The organism is Luteimonas colneyensis (genome assembly GCF_014836665.1).
GTDB lineage: Bacteria > Pseudomonadota > Gammaproteobacteria > Xanthomonadales > Xanthomonadaceae > Luteimonas > Luteimonas colneyensis.
The window spans coordinates 125,601-145,499 of sequence record NZ_JACSQJ010000001.1 but is presented as its reverse complement, the minus strand read 5'-3'; the positions used below and the strand labels follow the sequence as shown (position 1 = coordinate 145,499).

Sequence of the window (19,899 nt, the reverse complement as noted above, 5' to 3'; positions counted from 1 at the left end):
CGGGACACACGCTCAGCCCGCGCAGAAGGCGGCGTAGTCGATGTAGCCGGGAAATTCCCGGCCGGGCGCGCAGAGTGGACAGGCGGGATCGGGCGTGAGCCGCGTTTCGCGGAAGTGCATGCCCAGGGCATCGAAATGCAGCAGGCGTCCACGCAGCGGCTCGCCCACGTGCAGCAGCAGCTTCAGCGCTTCGGTGGCCTGCAGCATGCCGACCACACCCGGCAGCACGCCCAGCACGCCGGCTTCGCTGCAGTTGGGCGCGGCCTCGGCCGGCGGCGGCTCGGGGAAGAGGCAGCGATAGCACGGCGCCTCGCCGCGGTGGCGACCGGCGTCGAACACGCTGACCTGGCCTTCGAAGCGGTGCACCGCGCCGTACACCAGGGGCACCGCATGGCGGATGCAGGCGTCGTTGAGCAGGTAGCGCACGGGGAAGTTGTCGGCGCCGTCGACCACCACGTCGACGCCGTCCATCAGCCGGTCGATGTTGGCCGACGTCACCCGTTCGGCCACTGCGTCGATCTTCAGCCGCGGGTTGAGCGCCGACAGCCGGACCTCGGCGGAATCGACCTTGCGCATGCCGATGTCGGCGTCGGCATGCAGGATCTGGCGCTGCAGGTTGCTGCGCTCGACCACATCGTCGTCGGCGATGCGCAGCTCGCCCACGCCGGCGGCGGCCAGGTAGAAGGCGGCCGGCGACCCGAGGCCGCCGGCGCCGAGCATGAGCACGCGCGAGGACTGCAGCCGCTTCTGCCCACGCATGCCGATCTCGGGCAGCAGCAGGTGGCGCGAGTAGCGCTGGTGGAAATCCTCGTCGCGCGCCGGCGCCGCGGGATCGGGACGGGCCATCGGCAGGCCGTCGGCGATCCAGCGCAGCGTGCCGCCGCGGACCGAGGCCACGTTGCGGTATCCCTGGCGCTGCAGCGCTTCCGCCGCCAGCATCGAGCGCCCGCCCGTCTGGCAGATCAGCACCAGCTCGCGATCGCGGTCGTGGAAATGGAAGCCGGGGTCGGCCTCGAGCTCGCCGCGCGCGATGCCGATCGCGCCCTCGGCCATGCCGCCGTCGCGTTCATGGTCCTCGCGCACGTCGACGAGGGTGGCGCCCATGGTCTCGAGCCGCCGCTGCGCGTCGCGCGGTGTGATTTCAGATGCAGGCATGCGGCGATTATCCGCCACCGCCACACTCCCGCCGACTGCGGCCAACCCGAGGTCCGCCTACCCTACGCCATGCCGTCCGCCCGCGCGGGTCCCGCCGCGGCACGCAGCGTTCATCCCGGCGTGCAGCCGGCGGCGGCGAGGTCGTCCGGTGTGTTGAGGTTGCCGAAGCGCAGGCCGGCAAAGCGCACGCCGACCATCCCGAGCCTTGCCTGCAGCGTACGGACCGCCAGGTCGCCCGACGCCAGCGCGGCCGGCAGCGCGGCGCGCAGGGGCTCGACGCGCCAGAGCGCCACCAGCGGCTGGCGGCCATCGTCGTCTTCGGCCCAGGCACCCTCGCCGCCCGCGGCGCGCAGGCTGCGCAGGAGGCAGTCGTTGACCGACACCAGGTCCACCGGAAGCGTGAGCAGCCACGGCGTCGCGCAGGCGTCGGCGAGGGCATCGAGTCCGCCCAGCGGCCCGAGGTCCGGATGCCGGTCGGCGACCGGAACCAGGTCATGGGCGGCATAGCGGCCGTGATCCCGGTTGGCGGAGACCAGCACCGCGTCGACCTCGCCGCGCACGCGCCCGGCCAGGCGGACCACCTGCGGCACGCCGCCGCGCTGCAGCCAGGCCTTGTCGAGGCCGCCCAGGCGCGTGGCCCGCCCGCCCGCCAGCAGCCCGAGCGTGGTGGCCGCGGGCTTCACTTGCCGCGCTTGGCGTGCCGGATCAGCCGCTTCTTCTTCGCCACCTGGCGCTCGGAGAGCACGTTCTTCTTGTCCTTGTAGGGATTCTCGCCCTCCTTGAACACGAAGCGCACCGGCGTGCCCACCAGCTTGAAGCGCTTGCGGAAGAAGTTCTCGAGGTAGCGCTTGTAGGAGTCCGACAGCGTGCGCAGGCGGGTGCCGTGGACGATGATCGTCGGCGGGCTCTCGCCGCCCGGATGCGCGAAGCGCAGCTTGGCGGCGTGGCCGCGCACCACCGGCGGCGGGCTGGCCTCGGCCGCGATCTCCACTGCGCGCGTGACCTCGGCGGTGCTGAAGCTGCGCGTGGCCGAAGCATGCGCGCGGTGGATCGCGCGGAACAGCTCGCGCAGGCCGGAGCCGTGCAGCGCACTGATGCGCACGGCCTCGGCCCAGGGCACGAAGGCCAGCTTGCGCGACAGCAGCGCTTCGACCTGCTCGCGCTGGTAGGTGTCCAGCCCATCCCACTTGTTGACCGCGATCACCAGCGCACGGCCGGCATCGAGCACGGCGCCGAGCACGCTGGCGTCCTGGTCGGTCACGCCCTCTCGGGCGTCGATCATCACCACCGCCACCTGGCAGTGCTCGATCGACTCGAGCGTCTTGATGATGGAGAAGGTCTCGACCGCCTCGTCCACGCGCGACTTGCGGCGGATGCCGGCGGTGTCGACCAGCCGGTACAGGCGGCCGTCGCGCTCGAGGTCGGCGGAGATCGAGTCGCGGGTGGTGCCGGCGACGTCGGAGGCGATCATCCGCTCCTCACCGAGGATGCGGTTGACCAGGGTCGACTTGCCCACGTTCGGGCGGCCGACGAAGGCGATGCGGATGCGGTCCGGATCGTTGTCGGGGACTTCGGTCGCGCCCTGCTCCGGCAGGCGCTCGTGGATCTCATCGACCAGGTCGTCGAGGCCCTGGCGGTGCGCGGACGATACCGCAAGGATGTCGCGGAAGCCGTAGCGCGCGAACTCCGCCAGCGCCGCGCGCGAGTCCAGGCCGTCGGTCTTGTTGACCACCAGGAACACCGGCTTGTCGGACTTGCGCAGCCACGCGAGGATCTCGTCGTCGACCGACGACGGTCCCTCGCGGCCATCGACCACGAAGAGCACCAGGTCGGCTTCGTCGGCGCCGGCACGGGCCTGGCGTGCGGTCGCGCCGGCCAGGTCGCCGGTGACGAGGTGCACGCCGCCATCGGCGATGCCGCCGGTGTCGACCAGCGCGAAGGGCCGCGCCTCGTCGAGCCGGCACACGCCGTAGTGGCGATCCCGGGTGACGCCCGGCTGGTCGTGCACGAGCGCGTCGCGCGTGCGCGTCAGGGCGTTGAAGAGCGTCGACTTGCCGACGTTGGGACGGCCCACCAGGGCGACCAGGGGAAGCATGAGATGTCGTGCCTTGGTTCGTGGATGCGGGAAACGCGCGGCCCCGGGCAGAGACTACCCGGGGCCGCGATGTCCCGCCAATTCGCGGGGTTCAGTCGATGCGCCAGGCGCTGAGGTCGCCGTCGACGTTCTGGACCACCATCACGCCGTCGGCCACCACCGGATGCGCCGCGATGGCGGAGCGGCCGGCGCGCGTCCGCGCGGCGAACTCACCGTCGGACAGCCGCATCCAGTGCAGGTAGCCCTCGAGATCGCCGACCACGGCATAGGCGCCGTGCACGACCGCCGGGCTCAGGCCGCGGCGCGCCAGCGCCGGCTGGCGCCAGTAGGACGTGCCGACGTACTTGTCGATGGCCCAGACGGTGCCGGCGGCATCGCTGACCACCACGCGGTCGCCGGCGACGCCGACGCTGCCCGCGCCGCCGCTCTCGGCGGCCCAGAGCGGTCGGCCGGACGGCCCTTCGAAGGCCATGGTGCGGTTCTTGTAGCTGCTGGCGATGACGGCCGGACCATCGACCACGGGCGCACCGTCGATGTCGGCCATGCGCTCGAGTTCGGTGCGGCCGTCAGGCAGGGCGACCGCCTGCTCCCACAGCTTGCGCCCGTCGACGAGCGACAGCGCGACCAGGTCGCCCTCGTCGGTGCCGACGAAGGCGTAGCCGGGCGCGAGCGCGACCGGCGCGTTTCCACGCACGGTCAGCGTGGGCATCTCCTCGATCCAGAACCAGCGACGCTCGCCGCTGGCGGCATCGAACGCAGTGACGCGCCCGTCGTTCGAGCGGACGACGACCAGGCCCTGGCCGACCGCCGGGCGCGCGATGACCTCGTTGGGCACCTTGGCGGTCCAGCGCGGCGCACCGGTGGCCGCGTCCAGTGCGACCACCTCGCCGTCGAGCGATCCGGCCACGACCAGGCCGTCGCCCGCGCCGGGACCACCTGACAGGCGCAGGTCCGACTCATGCCGCCAGAGGCTGTTGCCGCTCTGCAGGTCGAATGCGCGCACCCCGCCTTCCACCGAGGCGGCGTACACCACGCCATCGGCGATGAACGCGCCCTGGCGCACGCCGGTGCTGCCGTCGCCCTTGCCGGCGCTCGCCGTCCACAGCCGGCTGGGCGTCGCCAGCGACTGGAACTCGACCAGTTCGGCCGGCTCGGTCTGGACCTCGTCCTTGTCGCCGCTGGAGAACCAGCCGCGCACGGTGCTGCAGCCGGTGGCCATGCTCAGGCAGGCGAGCAGGAGCGCGGCGCGACCGGCAAGGCGCGCACCGCGATGGGTGGAATTCGAGATCTGTGCGCTCATCGGGCTTGCTCCCCGTCATCCGCGGCGGGGCTGCCGCCGGCATCGATCAGCTTGATCCGCACGAGGCCGCGCTGCGGGGCGGCCTCGTCGAGGGCCGCGAGCGCGGCGGCGTAGGCCTCGCGGGCCTGCTCCATCCTCCCGGCGGCCCGTTCGGCGTCGCCGCGGACTTCCAGGCTGCCGGCATCGCGGGCGTCGCCGAGCGCGGACAGCGCCTCGTCGGGGCGCCCGGCATCGATCAGCAGGACCGCCAGCCGGCGCGCGATGACCGGCGCCAGCGCCGGGTCGGCGCCACTGATGCCCGAGAGCGTTGCGATCGCCGCCTCGCTGTCGCCGGCGCCGACCTGGGCGGCCGCGAGGTCGAGCGGCACCAGGCTGGCGTACACGCCCTCGGAAAGACCCGCCGAAGCGGCGAGGCTGCGCGCCTGCTCCAGTTCGCCCGCCTCGACCGCCTCGTTGAAGGCGGAATAGGCTTCGCCCTTGGCGACGCGCTGGCCATGCAGGTGGTCCTGCCACTTGCCCCAGCCGTAGACCAGGACCAGCGCGACCGCGATGCCGCCGACGACCCCGATGGCGTTGTGCCGGATCCACTGGCGTACGCGTTCGCCCTGTTCGTGCTCGTCGAGCAACTCGTCTACTGCCATGTTCTTCCGATCATGCTGGGCGCCACGCCGCCGACGGGCGCGTGGACACCGGAAAGGGAACGGCCCGCGAGCGGGCCGCCGGTTTCATGCGCGGGGTCCCCGAGGGACCGTCGCAGCCGCTGCGCCGGGCTCAGTGGCCGACGGGCGCGAGCGAACCGTCAGAGGATACCGTAAAGCGGGCGACGTTCGCCCGCAGGTAGGGCGAGATGTCCTGGCGCACGCCGTTGGCGCGCACGTCCACCGCATCGGCCTTGCCGAGTACCACCGCGCCCACTTCGCCGGCCGCGAAGCCGCGGATCTCGCCGGCACGCAGCAGGGTCTGCTCGAGCACGCGCCCGTCGGGAGCGCTGATCTCGACCCAGCTGTCGTCGGACAGCTCGAACTCCAGCGCGGGTGCGGCGACGGCCACCGGCGCCTGCGGAGTGGTGCGCTGCGGGACCGGCGCCATCGAGGCCACCAGGGCGGTCGGGCCGCGGGAGGCGTCGGGCTCGCCCACCGCACCGACCTGGACGTCCAGCGACCCCGACACCGTGTCCTGCGGCGCCAGATGGGGCCTGGTCGCCAGCCACACCGGCAGCGCGATCGCGGCGGTGATCACCACATAGACCAGGCGACGCGCGGACTGCTCGGCGACGATGCGCATGCGCGGCACGTAGGTGCGGGGCTTGAGTTCCACCGGCCGGACCGGCTCGACCCCGGAGGCCGCGTGGACCGTCGAGGTGGCGAGTCCCAGCAGGCGTCCATAGCTGCGCAGCTGCCCGCGGATGAAGACCGGCGCGCCGAGGCGGCTCCAGTCCTCCGCTTCGAGCGACTCGACCACGCGCACCGGCATCTTCAGCCGGCTGGCGACGTCCTGGATGGAGAGGCCGGCGGCCTCGCGGGCGGTACGGAGGCGCTGGCCGCAGCCATGGCTGGCGTCGGTCGTGTTGTGGTCTGACGGCATCATCGTGAAGTGCTGTCCCCGGGCAGCCTTGCTGGCGCGTGCGGAAACTCCGACCGCAAGCGCTGAACATAACGAGCGGCGGCAGCCTTGTCGCCGAGCTTTTCCTCGATCTGTGACGCAAGTAGTAGCGCGGCCGGCGAAGCCTGTGCCGCATCGAGACGCCGTTGCGAGAACGCCCGTGCCTCGAAGTATTCCCCCAGCCCGTAAAGATGCCGCGCCAGCGCTTCGAGCGCAACGGCATTCACCGGATCCAGGCCGAGGGCGGCGCGCAGATCGCGCTCGGCCCGCCCGGGCTGGCCGCCCTCGACCGCACAGGCGCCGGCATTGGCCAGGGCCGAAGCCGGGTTGGCATAGGCCCGATCGGCCAGGGCACGGTCGAACCACGCCATCGCCTCGGGCGCGCGCCCGTTGAGGCACAGCCAGCCGCCGTAGTTGTTCAGCGCCGCGCCCGAGCCGGGCGCCAGCTCCGCGGCGCGCGCATAGTGCTCGCCCGCATCTCCGGCACGTCCCTGGCGGTCCAGCGAAAGCGCCAGCAGCGTATGGGCGAGTTCGCTGCGCTCGTCGATCCGCAGCGCCTTGCGGGCTTCGGCCTCGGCATCGTCCGCGCGCCCTTCGCGCAGCGCCTGCTCGCCGCGCAGCAGGTGGACGCGGGGGTTGTCGTCGGACCGGGCGCCGCCGCCCTTGCCGCTGACGTCGTAGACCGGCGCCACCTGTTCGGACCTGCCGCGCTCGGCGCTCGGCTTGATGAACGTCAGCCGCGTACAGCCGGCGATGGACGCCAGCACGGCCACCGCCACCGCGCAGGCAGCCAGCCTAGCGATGGACACGACCGCCCTCCCCGCCCGCCTCGAGGCTGCGCCGGAACTCGGCCTGGCGGCGGGTGCGGTCGGCGACCTGCCCCTTGAGCTGGCCGCAGGCTGCGTCGATGTCGTCGCCACGCGTGCGGCGCACCGGCGCGATCATGCCGGCGCTGTTGAGCAGCTTCTGGAAGGTGCGGATGGACGCGTCGTCCGGGCGCTCGTAGCGCGTGCCCGGGAAGGGATTGAAGGGGATCAGGTTGATCTTCGCGGCGTCCTTCATCTGCACCGCTCGGTCGAACGCCCGCAGCAGCTGCACCAGCTCGAACGCGTGCTCCGGCTGGTCGTTCACGTCCTTCATCAGGGTGTACTCGAAGGTCACCGACTCGCCCTTCTTGCGCAGCGCGTAGCGCACGCAGGCGTCCATCAGCTGGGCGATCGGGTACTTCCTGTTGAGCGGCACCAGCTTCGTGCGCAGCTCGTCGTTGGGCGCGTGCAGGGACACGGCGAGCGACACGTCGCTCTCTTCCGCCAGGCGATCGATCATCGGGACCATGCCGGCGGTCGACAGGGTCACGCGCTTGTTGGCCAGGCCGTAGCCGAGGTCGTCGCGCATCACGCTCATCGCACGCACGACGTTGTCGAAGTTCGCCAGCGGCTCGCCCATGCCCATCATCACCACGTTGGTCAGCTTGCGCTGCTTGTGGGGGATGTTGCCGAGGTGCTTCGCGGCCACCCAGACCTGGCCGATGATCTCGGCGGTCGACAGGTTGCGGTTGAAGCCCTGGGTGGCGGTCGAACAGAAGGTGCAGTTGAGCGCGCAGCCTACCTGCGAGGACACGCACAGCGTGCCGCGGCCCTTGTCGGGGATGTAGACGGTCTCGATGGCGTTCCTGCCATCCATGCCCAGCAACCACTTGTGGGTGCCGTCTTCGGATTCCTTGTCGAAGTGGACCTGGGGCACCACCACCTCGGCCCGCTCCTCGAGCTTGGCGCGCAGCGCCTTGCCCAGGTCGGTCATCTCCTCGAAGGAGGTGACGTGGCGATGGTGGATCCACTTCATCACCTGGTGCGCACGGAAGCGCTTCTCGCCGAGCTCGTCGGCGAAAAACGATTCCAGCCCCGCGCGATCGAGGTCCAGGAGATTCTGCTTGTGGGTCGCTTCGGTCACGGGATTACTTGAAGGGCGAAAGCGTTGCCACGGATGCACGCGGATCACGCAGATTCACGCGGATGGAACAACGGCAGGGAAGGGAAAAAGCTTCTCCCCACGTCCTGCCTTTGGCTTTATCCGTGTTCATCCGCGTCTATCCGCGTAATCCGTGGCAAGAAAAGATGCATCAGCGCGCGTAGACGTCCGTCGACGGGAAGAAGTACGCGATCTCGACCGCGGCGGTCTCGGCGGCGTCGGAGCCGTGGACGGCGTTGGCGTCGATCGAGTCGGCGAAGTCGGCGCGGATGGTGCCGGCGGCGGCTTCCTTCGGGTTGGTGGCACCCATCAGGTCGCGGTGCTTGAGGACGGCGTTCTCGCCTTCCAGCACCTGGATCATCACCGGACCGCTGATCATGAACTCGACCAGGGCGTTGAAGAACGGACGCTCGCGGTGCACGGCGTAGAAACCCTCGGCCTCGGCGCGCGACAGCTGCTTCATCTTCGAGGCGGCGATCCTGAGGCCGGCCTTCTCGAAGCGGGAATAGATTTCGCCAATGACGTTCTTGGCAACGGCATCGGGCTTGATGATGGACAGGGTGCGCTCGAGCGCCATGGGGAGGTCTCCGGGATGAGGTGCCGGCCTTCCAGGCCGACACACGGTAACATGGAAAAACCCACGCCGGGGCGCGGGTTTAGCCGACAAGGCTGGAGTAATTCTAGCGGATCGGATGCACCGCCTGCACGCGCCGGCCTGAACTTTTTCCATTTGACCGGCCGCCCGGGCCCGCCTAGTATCCAAACAAACGTTTGATTCAGCCAGGTCCCCTGCACGCCATGGCAAGCACCCAGTTCTCCACCAAGGACCGCATCCTCGGCGCCGCCGAGGAGCTGTTCGCCCAGCATGGTTTCATGGGCACCTCGCTGCGCCAGGTCACCAGCCGGGCCGACGTCAACATCGCCGCGGTGAACTACCACTTCGGCAGCAAGGAAAACCTCATCAACGAGGTGTTCCGCCGTCGCATGGACGAGATGAGCCGGCAGCGCCTCGGCCAGCTGGAGCAGGCATCGAAGGACCGCCCGGGGGAACTCGAAGCGGTGCTGGCCGCCTTCGTCGAGCCCGCCCTGGCCGTGGCCCGCGACCGCCAGGGCGGCGCCGCGTTCATCCGCGTGATCGCGCGCGCCTATGCGGAGAAGAATGACGGGCTGCGCCAGTTCCTGTCGGAGCAGTATGGCCATGTGCTGCGCGAGTTCGCCCGCGCGATCGCGCAGTGCGTGCCGGGGCTCGAAAAAGAGCAGCTGTACTGGCGCCTGGACTTCCTGTCCGGGGCGCTGACCTACGCCATGTCCGATTTCGGGCTGATCAAGCGCCCCGCCGGGGTCAGTGAGATCGCCCACCGCAAGCGCGCCGCGGACGAGCTGATCCGCTTCGCGGCCGCCGGAATCAAGAGTTGAACGATATTCCAATCAAGGAGTTGCCGAACATGTCTGAGAAACTGCTTGTGCGTCGCGCCGCCGTGCTCGGCGCCGGCGTGATGGGTGCGCAGATCGCCGCCCATCTCACCAACGCGGGCGTTGACACCGTGCTGTTCGACCTGCCCGCGAAGGAAGGCGACCCCAACGGCATCGTCACCCGGGCCATCGCCAACCTCGGCAAGCTGAGCCCTGCGCCGCTGGCCTCGAAGTCGCTGGCCGCGGCGATCACGCCCGCGAACTACGAGCTCGGCCTGCAGCGCCTGAAGGACTGCGACCTGATCATCGAGGCGATCGCCGAGCGCATGGACTGGAAGCAGGACCTGTACGAAAAGATCGCGCCCTTCGTGGCCGACCACGCCGTGCTGGCCAGCAACACCTCGGGCCTGGGCATCAACAAGCTGGCCGAGGCGCTGCCGGAGAAGCTGCGCCCGCGCTTCTGCGGCGTGCACTTCTTCAATCCGCCGCGCTACATGCACCTGGCCGAGCTGATCCCGGCGCGCACCACTGAAAAGTCCGTGCTGCAGGGCCTGGAGACCTTCCTGACCAGCACGCTCGGCAAAGGCGTGGTCTATGCCCGCGACACTCCCAACTTCATCGGCAACCGGATCGGCGTGTTCTCGATCCTGTCGACCATCCACCACACCCGGGAGAGCGGCCTGGGCTTCGACGAGGTCGATGCCCTGACCGGCCCGCTGGTCGGGCGCCCGAAGTCTGCGACCTATCGCACCTCCGACGTGGTGGGCCTCGACACCATGGGGCACGTCATCAGAACCATGGCCGACACCCTGCCCGACGACCCCTGGCACAAGTACTTCAAGTCGCCGAAGTGGCTGGCCGCGCTGGTCGAAAAGGGTGCGCTGGGCCAGAAGGCCGGCGCCGGCATCTTCCGCAAGGTCGGCAAGGACATCATGGTCCTTGACCTCGAGACGCAGGACTACCGCCCCGCCGACCGCACGGCGGCGCCGGAAGTCGTCGAGATCCTGAAGACGAAGGATCCGGTGGCGAAGTTCGCCGCCCTGCGCGCCAGCGAGCACCCGCAGGCGAAGTTCCTGTGGGGCGTGTTCCGCGACCTGTTCCACTACTCCGCCTACCACCTGGCCGACATCGCCGAGACCGCGCGCGACGTGGACCTGGCCATCCGCTGGGGCTACGGCTGGAGCCTGGGCCCGTTCGAGACCTGGCAGGCCGCCGGCTGGAAGCAGGTGGCGCAGTGGATCGCCGACGACATCGTGGCCGGCAAGGCCATGAGCGACGCGCCGCTGCCCGACTGGGTCTTCGACGGCCGCGACGGCGTGCATTCGGCCGAGGGCAGCTACAGCCCGGGCAAGAACGCCCGCCTGCCGCGCTCCGCCCTGCCGGTCTACAAGCGCCAGCGTTTCCCCGATCCGCTGCTGGGCGAGAACTTCGCCAAGGGCGAGACCGTGTTCGAGAACGACGGCATCCGCATGTGGAGCGACGGCGACGACATCGCCGTGGCCTCGTTCAAGACCAAGATGCATACCGTCTCCGACCAGGTGCTCGACGGCCTGCAGGAAGCCGTGGCGCGCGCCGAGCGCGATTTCGCCGGCCTGGTGATCTGGCAGCCGAAGGAGCCCTTCTCCGCCGGTGCCGACCTGGCCGGTGCGCTGGGCCTGCTGCAGGCCGGGAAGGTCGATGCCTTCGAGGCGATGGTCGCCAACTTCCAGGCCACCAGCCAGCGCATCAAGTATTCGCTGGTGCCGGTGGTGGCGGCGGTGCGCGGCCTCGCCCTGGGCGGCGGCTGCGAGTTCCAGATGCATTCGGCGCGCACCGTCGCGCACCTGGAGAGCTACATCGGCCTGGTCGAAGCCGGCGTCGGCCTGCTGCCGGCCGGTGGCGGGTTGAAGGAGTTCGCCGTACGCGCCTCCGACGCGGCCGGTGCCACCGGCGACGTGTTCGCGGAGCTCAAGGGCTGGTTCGAGTCAGTGGCCATGGCCAAGGTGTCGGCGTCGGCGATGGAGGCCAAGGAGCTTGGCCTGCTGCGCGCGCAGGACAAGGTGGCCTTCCACGCCCACGAGCTTCTGTACATCGCCAAGCAGGAGGCCCGCGGCCTGGCCGAGACCGGCTACCGCCCGCCCCTGCCCGCCCGCCGCGTGCGCGTGGCCGGCGACGTCGGCATCGCGACCTTCCGCATGCTGCTGGAGAACATGCTCGAGGGCCGCTTCATCAGCGAGTACGACTACGAGATCGCCACCCGCATCGCCACCGTGGTCAGCGGCGGCGAGGTCGACCGCAACGCAGTGGTCGACGAGGAGTGGCTGCTCCGCCTGGAGCGCCAGCACTTCGTGGAGCTGGCGCAGCAGGAAAAGACCCAGGCGCGAATCGCGCACATGCTCAAGACCGGCAAGCCGCTGCGCAACTGACGCGATCGACGACACAGGACAAAACACCATGAGCAAGCAGATCCAGGACGCCTACATCGTCGCCGCCACCCGCACCCCGGTGGGCAAGGCGCCCAAGGGCGTGTTCCGCAACACCCGCCCCGACGACATGCTGGCGCACGTGCTGAAGAGCGTGGTCGCGCAGGCGCCGGGCATCGACGTCAACCGCATCGACGACGCGATCATCGGCTGCGCGATGCCCGAGGGCGAGCAGGGCATGAACGTGGCGCGCATCGGCGTGCTGCTGGCCGGCCTGCCCGACAGCGTGGCCGCACAGACCATCAACCGCTTCTGCTCCTCGGGCCTGCAGGCCGTGGCGCTTGCGGCGGACCAGGTGCGCCTGGGCAACGCCGACCTGGTGCTGGCCGGCGGCACCGAGTCGATGAGCATGGTGCCGATGATGGGCAACAAGGTCGCGCTGTCGCCCAGCGTGTTCAAGGACGACCACGTGGCCATCGCCTACGGCATGGGCATCACCGCCGAGAAGGTCGCCGAGGAATGGAAGGTCTCGCGCGAGGACCAGGACGCCTTCGCGCTGGACTCGCACCGGAAGGCGCTGGCGGCGCAGAAGGCCGGTGAATTCAGCGACGAGATCTCCCCGCTGGAGATCGTGGCCCGGATGCCCGACCTCGGCGGCAACGCCGTGCGGGTGAAGAAGCTGCTGGTCGAGCAGGACGAAGGCCCGCGCCCGGACACGTCGCTTGAAGGCCTGGCGAAGCTGCGCCCGGTGTTTCGCAATGGCCAGTTCGGCGGCTCCGTCACCGCCGGCAACTCCTCGCAGATGAGCGACGGCGCCGGCGCGGTGCTGGTGGCCTCCGAGCAGGCGATCAAGGATTACGGCCTCATTCCCCTCGCCCGCTTCGTGTCCTTCTCGGTCGCCGGCGTGCGGCCCGAGGTGATGGGCATCGGCCCGATCGCGGCGATTCCGAAGGCGCTGAAGCAGGGCGGCCTGACGAAGGACCAGCTCGACTGGATCGAACTCAACGAGGCCTTCGCCGCGCAGGCGCTTGCCGTCATCCGCGATTCGGAGCTGGATCCGTCGAAGGTCAACCCGCTGGGCGGCGCGATCGCGCTGGGCCACCCGCTGGGCGCCACCGGTGCGGTGCGCACGGCGACCATCGTCCACGGCATGCGCCGCAGGAAGCAGAAGTACGGCATGGTGACGATGTGTATCGGCACCGGCATGGGGGCTGCGGGGATCTTCGAATCCCTGTGATCCTGGATGGAGAAGGGACGCCCCTGGCGTCCCTTCTTCCGTAGCGGCACGTTGGATCCGGCGGAGGCCGGAACCAGTCAGCGGCCGCGGCCGTAGATCTCGACCCGCATCGTGCCGTCCGGATTGCGGATACGCGAAACGACGGAGCTCGGCATCGCGCTCCCGACGCTCGCGGTGTAGAGCAGGATCCAGTCCTCGGCCTTGCCGGCGTCTTCGAACTGGCCGTCGATGCGGCACATGCTGCTGCGACAGTCGATGCTGAGGTTGCTGGGTTGCGCCCCGGCGACCTCGAAAGCCGGGTCGGCCGCGATGCCGTTCAGCTCGGTGATCTTCCCCGGCGCCCAGGCCGGATCCACCTGCTCGCTGGCATACCGCTGCGCGGATTGCTCCTTGAGCGCCGCGGTCCGCGCCAGGTGCTCTTCGCGCCTGCGCGCGCGCTGGTCGAGCTGCTCGATCATGGCCTCGTTGGTGGCGGGCCTGCCCGCGCCTGCCGGCGCGGGGCGCGCGGCCGCCGGCGAGGCGACCACAGGCGACGGCGCGGAATCCTGCGTGGCCACGACGGCATCGGGAACAGCTGCGGGGGGCGTGCGCCCTCCCCGCAGGAAGAACGTACCGGCCACGACCGCCACGACGATGGCGGCGGCGGCGATGAGGGGAAGCCTGTTGCCTGGTTTCATGAATGCGTCGAGCCTGCTGCTGCAAAGGGTGCAGTGTGTGCGATCGCGCGCGCAGGAAAAAGGGGTGCCGGTTGCCCGGCACCCCTCCTCTGCTCGCTTCGTGCTGGCGAAGCTTACTCGGTCGCCCAGTACACGTAGGTGTCGTTGATGCCGACGCCGCCGGGCAGGCGGCAGCTGAACGCCACCAGGCCGGACGCCATGGCACCCGTTTCGAAATCGGTGTCCGCGACGAAGATGTTGCCGTCCTCGCCACCACCGCCCGCCGGGATCTCCACGCTCAGGCTGATGTTCTCGGTATCACCACCTTCCCAGCCACCAACGGCGGTGCAGGTCACGGTGGCCGGCTCCGAGGTCGTGTTGGTGAAGTAGGTGTCGACCAGGAGGGCCGAGTTTTCGATCGCCGCGCCGGCATCGAACTCGAAGCCGCAGGTCACGAACATCGGCGCGGTGCCGACGTTCTGCACGGCGAGCGGCCGCTTCCGCAGGCCGACTTCGAAGTTTGGCAGTGCGCCCTGGCACCGGGCAGCAGGCTGTGCGGCATTCGCATGGATGGTCTGCGAGATGGCCGGCGCACTGTAGGCGGCGGCAATGGCGAGCGTCAGGCCCGCGAAGGTTGTTGCAAGCTTCATGAAGCGGTCTCTCCCTGGTTGATGTGCTGTCAAGCGATCATGAGGCCTCTCACCCCACTCCTGACCGCTTGAATATAACCCTGCCTTCCGCAAGATGTCACCCGGCTTCCCGCAGTCATCAGGAGTCGACGACCCCCAGCTCGACCAGCGCCTCCCGCATGAAGCCCTGGGCGGCCTCGCTGAGTTTTTCATGGTCCAGCGCATGGCGGATGGTGGCCTCGATGAGGCCGATATGCGTCCCGCAGTCGAAGCGGGTGCCCTGGAAGTGATAGGCCAGCACGCTCTCCTCCGCCAGGAGGGCCGAAATGGCGTCGGTGAGCTGGATCTCGCCGCCCGCGCCCGGGCGGGTGGCCTCCAGCAGGTCGAAGATCCGCGGTGACAGCACGTAGCGCCCGACCACGGCCAGGTCGCTGGGCGCGTCGGCAGGCCTGGGCTTCTCCACGATGGCCGTGATCCGGCCGCGCCGGTTGCTGAATTCATCCGTCGCCACGATCCCGTAGCTGGACACCTGCTCCGCCGGCACCGACTGGGTCGCGATGACGCTCGATCCGCTGGCTTCGGCCACGTCGGCCATCTGGGCGAGCGCGCCCGGACCGCGGTTCCAGATCAGGTCGTCGGGGAGGATGACCGCGAAGGGCTCGTCGCCGACCACCGGCCTGGCGCAGAGCACGGCATGCCCAAGCCCCAGGGCCTCGGCCTGCGTGACGAACACCGCGCGCACGCCCTTTGGCAATACGTTGCGCACCAGCTCCAACTGCGTCGTCTTGCCGGCGCGCTCGAGCTTCTGCTCCAGCTCATAGGCCTTGTCGAAGTAGTCCGCGACCGCGTGCTTGTAGCGGTTGGTGACGAACACCATGGTGTCGCATCCGGCCTCGACCGCTTCGTCGACCGCATACTGGATCAGGGGCCGATCGACGATCGGCAACATTTCCTTGGGAACCGTCTTGGTGGCCGGGAGGAACCGGGTGCCGAGGCCGGCCACGGGAAAAACCGCCTTGCGGATGCGTCGGGTCATGTGCGTCTTGCGTTCCTTGCGGGAAAGGCGACCACCGTCGCGGCCGCGGGCTCTTCATCGTGGACCAGGGGCGCGAACTCCGGAACCGCCTCGCGCAGGGCCTGGTCAAGGGCCTCGAGATCGTAGCTGGCGACCGCGTCGCGCAGGCGCGACATGGCCGGGCCGATCCGCTCCGAAGACACGACGCGCGCTTCCGCCTGCAGGATCTTGGGATGCGCCGTGGGCCGGTAGCGCTCGTCGGCGTGGAACAGCGTCTCGTGCAGCTTTTCGCCCGGACGCAGGCCCGTGTAGACGATCGCGATGTCGCGGCCGGGCTGCTTGCCGGCGAGCGTGATCATCTGCTCGGCCAGCAGGCGGATCGACACCGGCTCGCCCATGTCGAGGGTATACACCGCCTGCCTCGACCCGATCGCCACGGCCTGCAGGATCAGCTGGCAGGCCTCGGGGATGGTCATGAAGTAGCGCGTGACCTCCGGATCGGTCACCGTCACCGGCCCGCCGCTGCGGATCTGCGCACGGAACAGCGGCACCACGCTGCCGGCCGAGTCGAGCACGTTGCCGAAGCGCACCGTCACGAAGCGCGTGCCGTCAAGGCTGTTCATCGCCTGGCAGACCATTTCCGCCAGGCGCTTGCTGGCGCCCAGCACGTTGACCGGGTCCACCGCCTTGTCGGTGGAAATCAGCACGAAGGTGCCGACCCCGGCCGCCTGCGCCTCGTGCGCCACTGTCGCCGTGGCCAGCACGTTGTTGCGCACGGCTTCGCGGAGCTGCGATTCCAGCACCGGCACCTGCTTGTACGCGGCGGCGTGGAAGACCGCCTCCGGCTGCGACAGCGACAGTGCGTGGCGGATCACCGCCGGATCGCCGCAGTCGCCCAGCACGGGCAGGCACTCGATCTGGGGGAAGTCCCGGCGCAGCTCGTTCTGAACGGTCAGCAGCGCCAGTTCGTCGATCTCGATCAGCGTGATCTGGCGGGCGCCGTGGCGCGCGCACTGACGGCAGAGTTCGGCTCCGATCGAGCCACCAGCGCCGGTGACCAGCACGCTGCGGCCTCCGAGCCAGCCGCGGATGGCCTTCCAGTCCGGCGTGACCGGCTTTCGGCCGAGCAGGTCCTCGATCGCGACTTCCTTCAGCTCACCCGGCAGCGACCGCCCCTCGAGCAGGTCGTTGAGCCGCGGAACGGTGCGGAACGGCAGGCCCGTTCGTTCGCAGGCGGCAACCACCCGGCGCATGGCGGTCGCGTCCAGCGACGGCATCGCGATCACCAGCAGGCGCGCAGCGGTCTCCGGCGCGATCTGGCCCACGTCGTCGATCCTGCCCAGCACCGGAAGTCCCTGCACGTGGCTTCCGCGGAGCCTCGCCGCGTCGTCGAGAAAGCCCACGGGCTGATAGGCTCCCACGCGGCGCAGGTCGCGCACCAGCGCCTCGCCCGCCTGCCCCGCGCCGAGGATCAGCACCCGCAGCGCCGCCTTGTCGGTGCGCTCGTTGCCGTGGTCCTTCCATGCGCGGTACAGCAGTCGTGGCATGCCCAGCAGCGCCGACAGCACGACCGGATAGGCCAGCATGACCGTGCGCGGCACCTGGCCCGCGCGGTCGAAGACGAAGAACAGCAGCGGCAGGATCGCCAGCAGGCCGAACAGGCTCGCCTTCACGATGTTGACCAGGTCGGGGATGCTCGCGAACCGCCACACGCCGCGATAAAGGCCGACCTGCCAGAAGATGAGGCCCTGAACGATCAGGATCAGCAGCATCTCCGGCGACAGCAGCGGCGCGGCAGCGACCTGGTCGATGGCCGACTGGCGGAAATGGTTGAGACCGGCCCAGGTGAGCCAGACCATGGCCAGGTCGTGCGCGACCACCGACAGCCGCGGCAGGCCGTTCCGGATCCGGTCACTCAGGCTGGTCATCGTCGGGCGTCTCCTCATGCGTTCGTGCATCCGTACCGGTGGAGGCGCGCCATACCAGGATTCCAGCGGCAATGAAGCCCGCACAGACCGCCAGTTTAACGATGAAGCCGCTCCCTGAGGCAGCGAGCGCCGCCAGAACGGCGACGGCCGTCCATCCGGCGTACGCGAATGCCACCGGAACATGCGAACCCGTGCGCCTCGCCAGGCGCTGGTAGGCATGGCCGACGTGGGCCGTCCACCACTGTTCGCGACTGACGATGCGCCAGCCGAGCGTCAAGGTCGCGTCAATCAGGAAGGCCGAGAGCGGCAGGCACGCGAGGACGAGCAGCCCCGCTCCCTGCCCCGGCGCCGCATCGGACAGCAGCAGGACCACCAGGACCGCCAGCGCGATACCGAGGGTTCCGCTGCCGACGTCGCCCAGGAAGATCCGCGCCCTCGGGAAGTTGGACGGCAGGAACCCGAGGCAGGCGGCGGACAGCAGCAGCGCGGGAAGCGCCGCCCGCACCCCTTCCTCCCCATGCGACGCGATGCCCAGCGCGGCGATCCCCAGCGCGGCCAGCGCGGCCTGGCTGGTCGCGATCCCGTCGATGCCATCCATGAAGTTCCAGACGTTGACCATGACCGGCACGGCCACGAAGGCCAGCAGCGCCAGCCACGCCGCTCCGCCGGCGAAGGACACACCCGCGGCGAGCACCAGGCCGGCCACGACGTGCGCGAGCAGCCGCCACCAGGCCGACAGCGGGCGGTGGTCGTCGATGTAACCCGCCACCGCCACCAGCAGGCTGCCGCAGCCCGCCGCCAGGGCCAGTTCCCGCGGCATCCAGCCCGCCCCCCCGGACAGCACGCAGGCCAGGACCCAGGCCACGGCGATGCCGATGCCCCCGCCACGCGGCGTGGGGACCTGGTGGCTGCGCCGCTCCCCGGGCAGGTCGAGCAGCCCGTGGCGCAGCGCGTGCGCGCGTGCCAGCCAGGCTCCGGCGGCGCCGAGGGCCGCCGCTGCGGCCAGCCATGGCAGCGCGTGGATCCAGTCCAGGCGATCCACTCCTCTCAGACCACGGCGTAGTTGAGCAGCGGCTTGATGCTGCCCCACTCCTTGCAGGACGGGCACTGCCAATGGTGGCTGCGCGCGCCGAACCCGCAGCGGTTGCAGCGGTACGCAGGATTGCGCACCAGCAGCTGGTCGGTGATGTGCCGGAGTTCCTGCAGGGTGGCCGCCTCGTTCCCGCCTTCGGCCAGGGTGAGCTCGATCAGCGCTGCCTCGCCGCGCACCGAGGGCCGGTCCTTGAGCTGCTGGGCGAGGAAACGGCGTGCCGCGGGCACGCCCTCCTCCGCTTCGACCAGATGCGTCAGCGCCAGCACCGGCGCCACCCCGCGGTAGTGCTCGCTCATCTCGGTGAGGAAGGCGCGCGCGCCGGGCAGGTCGCCGACGCGGTCGTAGGCCAAGCGCAGCGGCGGCAGGATTTCCGGAAGGAAGTCGGGGTCGTGCCGGGCGGCGCGCTCATAAGCGCGGATCGCCGCGGCGTCGTTGCCGGCGTCCAGCTCCAGACGGCCCTCGAGCATGCCGGCGCGCACCGAACTGGAGTCCGCGGCATAGGCGCGCGCCACCGCCGCCTGCGCACCCTCGCGGTCACCGGCGGCGCGCAGGCGCTCGGCGAGCTCGCACTCGAACTGGCCAATCAGCTTGCCCATGGGTTCGCCGGTCACTTCTTCGTAGCGGGTCGCGTTCTCGATTGCCTTGGGCCAGTCGCGCTCGGCCTGGTAGATGCCGATCAGGTGCCTGAGCGCCTGCGGCGCACGCTGGTCGAGCGCGGCGAGCTCGGTGAACACGGTCTCGGCACGGTCGAGCAGGCCCGAACGCATGTAGTCCTCGCCCAGCGCCAGCAGGGCCTGCACCTTCTGCGGATCGCTGAGGTCCGGACGCTGGACCAGGCCCTGGTGCAGGCGGATCGCGCGGTCGACTTCGCCGCGGCGGCGGAACAGGTGCCCGAGCGCGATCTGGGTCTCGAAGGTGTCCTTGTCGAGTTCGGCGATGTGCAGGAACAGCTCGATGGCCTTGTCCGGCTCCTCGCTGAGCAGGTAGTTGAGGCCGCGGAAATAGGTGGTGGACAGCTTGCTGACCTGGCTGTCGCTGTGGCGCTCGCCGCCGCGGCGGCCGATCACCCAGCCCGAGAGCGCCGCGATCGGCAGCAGCAGGAAGAACCAGAACCACTCGGTGACGAAAGCCATCAGTCGGCGTCCAATGCGTTGGGGGTGGGCGTCCGGGCGCGCCGGCGCAGCGGCAGCACGATCGACGCCATCGTCGCCAGTCCGCCGGCTAGCGCGCCCAACAGCAGCGTGGCAAGCAGCGCGAGGCCGAGCGTCGGATGGAACACGGCCAAGCCGAGGTCGAGTTCGACCACCTGTGGATTGAGTGCACCGACCGCGACGCCTGTGGCCAGGCACAGCATGCCGATGAGGATGCGGATCGGGCGCATGGGCGGCTAGCTTAGCCGGCCCGGG

General features: G+C 70.0%; 19 protein-coding genes. 3 read left to right on the top strand and 16 right to left on the bottom strand.

Annotated elements, in window-relative coordinates; translation table 11 throughout:
* Positions 1-12 precede the first annotated feature (12 nt).
* From moeB to ndk, 9 genes are all read right to left on the bottom strand, one after another.
* On the bottom strand, positions 13-1,155 hold the full coding sequence (gene moeB / locus H9645_RS00635) for a molybdopterin-synthase adenylyltransferase MoeB (protein WP_191727814.1): 1,143 nt from the start codon (positions 1,153-1,155) through the stop codon (positions 13-15).
* A 110-nt stretch (positions 1,156-1,265) separates the two neighbouring features.
* Entirely contained in the window at positions 1,266-1,838 is a 573-nt protein-coding gene (gene mobA / locus H9645_RS00630) for a molybdenum cofactor guanylyltransferase (protein WP_191727813.1), read from the bottom strand.
* Positions 1,835-3,250, bottom strand: a complete 1,416-nt coding sequence (der, locus tag H9645_RS00625; protein ID WP_191727812.1) for a ribosome biogenesis GTPase Der — start codon at positions 3,248-3,250, stop codon at positions 1,835-1,837. The genes mobA and der overlap by 4 nt, the downstream gene beginning before the upstream one ends.
* A gap of 91 nt (positions 3,251-3,341) precedes the next feature.
* Entirely contained in the window at positions 3,342-4,550 is a 1,209-nt protein-coding gene (gene bamB / locus H9645_RS00620) for an outer membrane protein assembly factor BamB (protein WP_191727811.1), read from the bottom strand.
* Positions 4,547-5,191, bottom strand: coding sequence for a YfgM family protein (locus H9645_RS00615; RefSeq protein WP_191727810.1), 645 nt, complete (start codon positions 5,189-5,191; stop codon positions 4,547-4,549). Before H9645_RS00615 ends, bamB begins: the two co-directional genes overlap by 4 nt.
* A gap of 130 nt (positions 5,192-5,321) precedes the next feature.
* Complete coding sequence (locus H9645_RS00610; protein ID WP_191727809.1) at positions 5,322-6,137, bottom strand: helix-turn-helix domain-containing protein; 816 nt, start codon at positions 6,135-6,137, stop codon at positions 5,322-5,324.
* The gene (locus H9645_RS00605; protein ID WP_318240463.1) at positions 6,134-6,919 is read right to left on the bottom strand and encodes a tetratricopeptide repeat protein; all 786 of its coding nucleotides are present in this window, start codon (positions 6,917-6,919) and stop codon (positions 6,134-6,136) included. The genes H9645_RS00610 and H9645_RS00605 overlap by 4 nt, the downstream gene beginning before the upstream one ends.
* Before the next feature lie 28 nt (positions 6,920-6,947).
* Positions 6,948-8,141, bottom strand: a complete 1,194-nt coding sequence (gene rlmN, locus H9645_RS00600; protein WP_318240462.1) for a dual-specificity RNA methyltransferase RlmN — start codon at positions 8,139-8,141, stop codon at positions 6,948-6,950.
* Positions 8,142-8,271: 130 nt separating this feature from the next.
* On the bottom strand, positions 8,272-8,697 hold the full coding sequence (ndk, locus tag H9645_RS00595; RefSeq protein WP_191727807.1) for a nucleoside-diphosphate kinase: 426 nt from the start codon (positions 8,695-8,697) through the stop codon (positions 8,272-8,274).
* A gap of 221 nt (positions 8,698-8,918) precedes the next feature.
* Here ndk and H9645_RS00590 point away from each other — a divergent pair, with 221 nt between their 5' ends.
* From H9645_RS00590 to H9645_RS00580, 3 genes are read left to right on the top strand one after another with little or no spacing between them, the layout of a single operon-like run.
* Complete coding sequence (locus H9645_RS00590; protein ID WP_191727806.1) at positions 8,919-9,536, top strand: TetR/AcrR family transcriptional regulator; 618 nt, start codon at positions 8,919-8,921, stop codon at positions 9,534-9,536.
* A 29-nt stretch (positions 9,537-9,565) separates the two neighbouring features.
* On the top strand, positions 9,566-11,938 hold the full coding sequence (locus H9645_RS00585; RefSeq protein ID WP_191727805.1) for a 3-hydroxyacyl-CoA dehydrogenase/enoyl-CoA hydratase family protein: 2,373 nt from the start codon (positions 9,566-9,568) through the stop codon (positions 11,936-11,938).
* Positions 11,939-11,966: 28 nt separating this feature from the next.
* On the top strand, positions 11,967-13,172 hold the full coding sequence (locus H9645_RS00580; RefSeq protein WP_191727804.1) for an acetyl-CoA C-acyltransferase: 1,206 nt from the start codon (positions 11,967-11,969) through the stop codon (positions 13,170-13,172).
* A gap of 77 nt (positions 13,173-13,249) precedes the next feature.
* Here H9645_RS00580 and H9645_RS00575 read toward each other — a convergent pair whose 3' ends face one another.
* The 7 genes from H9645_RS00575 to H9645_RS00545 form a co-directional block, all read right to left on the bottom strand.
* Positions 13,250-13,849, bottom strand: a complete 600-nt coding sequence (locus H9645_RS00575; RefSeq protein ID WP_191727803.1) for a hypothetical protein — start codon at positions 13,847-13,849, stop codon at positions 13,250-13,252.
* Between the two features lie 113 nt (positions 13,850-13,962).
* Complete coding sequence (locus tag H9645_RS00570; RefSeq protein WP_191727802.1) at positions 13,963-14,478, bottom strand: hypothetical protein; 516 nt, start codon at positions 14,476-14,478, stop codon at positions 13,963-13,965.
* 118 nt (positions 14,479-14,596) lie between these two features.
* Positions 14,597-15,493, bottom strand: coding sequence for a UTP--glucose-1-phosphate uridylyltransferase GalU (gene galU, locus H9645_RS00565; RefSeq protein WP_191727801.1), 897 nt, complete (start codon positions 15,491-15,493; stop codon positions 14,597-14,599).
* Positions 15,490-17,400 carry a polysaccharide biosynthesis protein gene (locus H9645_RS00560; RefSeq protein WP_191727800.1) on the bottom strand — a complete coding sequence of 637 codons (1,911 nt, stop codon included), beginning with the start codon at positions 17,398-17,400 and terminating at the stop codon, positions 15,490-15,492. The genes galU and H9645_RS00560 overlap by 4 nt, the downstream gene beginning before the upstream one ends.
* Entirely contained in the window at positions 17,384-18,508 is a 1,125-nt protein-coding gene (locus H9645_RS00555; protein ID WP_318240487.1) for an MraY family glycosyltransferase, read from the bottom strand. The genes H9645_RS00560 and H9645_RS00555 overlap by 17 nt, the downstream gene beginning before the upstream one ends.
* Positions 18,448-19,626 carry a lipopolysaccharide assembly protein LapB gene (lapB, locus tag H9645_RS00550; RefSeq protein ID WP_191727798.1) on the bottom strand — a complete coding sequence of 393 codons (1,179 nt, stop codon included), beginning with the start codon at positions 19,624-19,626 and terminating at the stop codon, positions 18,448-18,450. Before lapB ends, H9645_RS00555 begins: the two co-directional genes overlap by 61 nt.
* Positions 19,626-19,874, bottom strand: coding sequence for a lipopolysaccharide assembly protein LapA domain-containing protein (locus tag H9645_RS00545; protein ID WP_191727797.1), 249 nt, complete (start codon positions 19,872-19,874; stop codon positions 19,626-19,628). Before H9645_RS00545 ends, lapB begins: the two co-directional genes overlap by 1 nt.
* Positions 19,875-19,899 lie beyond the last annotated feature (25 nt).

Coding starts and splice junctions, on each gene's coding strand:
- galU (WP_191727801.1), bottom strand. CDS start 15,493: ATGACCCGACGCATCCGCAAGGCGGTTTTTCCCGTGGCCGGCCTCGGC.
- H9645_RS00590 (WP_191727806.1), top strand. CDS start 8,919: ATGGCAAGCACCCAGTTCTCCACCAAGGACCGCATCCTCGGCGCCGCC.
- bamB (WP_191727811.1), bottom strand. CDS start 4,550: ATGAGCGCACAGATCTCGAATTCCACCCATCGCGGTGCGCGCCTTGCC.
- H9645_RS00545 (WP_191727797.1), bottom strand. CDS start 19,874: ATGCGCCCGATCCGCATCCTCATCGGCATGCTGTGCCTGGCCACAGGC.
- H9645_RS00575 (WP_191727803.1), bottom strand. CDS start 13,849: ATGAAACCAGGCAACAGGCTTCCCCTCATCGCCGCCGCCGCCATCGTC.
- H9645_RS00610 (WP_191727809.1), bottom strand. CDS start 6,137: ATGATGCCGTCAGACCACAACACGACCGACGCCAGCCATGGCTGCGGC.
- der (WP_191727812.1), bottom strand. CDS start 3,250: ATGCTTCCCCTGGTCGCCCTGGTGGGCCGTCCCAACGTCGGCAAGTCG.
- H9645_RS00585 (WP_191727805.1), top strand. CDS start 9,566: ATGTCTGAGAAACTGCTTGTGCGTCGCGCCGCCGTGCTCGGCGCCGGC.
- ndk (WP_191727807.1), bottom strand. CDS start 8,697: ATGGCGCTCGAGCGCACCCTGTCCATCATCAAGCCCGATGCCGTTGCC.
- lapB (WP_191727798.1), bottom strand. CDS start 19,626: ATGGCTTTCGTCACCGAGTGGTTCTGGTTCTTCCTGCTGCTGCCGATC.
- H9645_RS00560 (WP_191727800.1), bottom strand. CDS start 17,400: ATGACCAGCCTGAGTGACCGGATCCGGAACGGCCTGCCGCGGCTGTCG.
- moeB (WP_191727814.1), bottom strand. CDS start 1,155: ATGCCTGCATCTGAAATCACACCGCGCGACGCGCAGCGGCGGCTCGAG.
- H9645_RS00570 (WP_191727802.1), bottom strand. CDS start 14,478: ATGAAGCTTGCAACAACCTTCGCGGGCCTGACGCTCGCCATTGCCGCC.
- H9645_RS00615 (WP_191727810.1), bottom strand. CDS start 5,191: ATGGCAGTAGACGAGTTGCTCGACGAGCACGAACAGGGCGAACGCGTA.
- H9645_RS00580 (WP_191727804.1), top strand. CDS start 11,967: ATGAGCAAGCAGATCCAGGACGCCTACATCGTCGCCGCCACCCGCACC.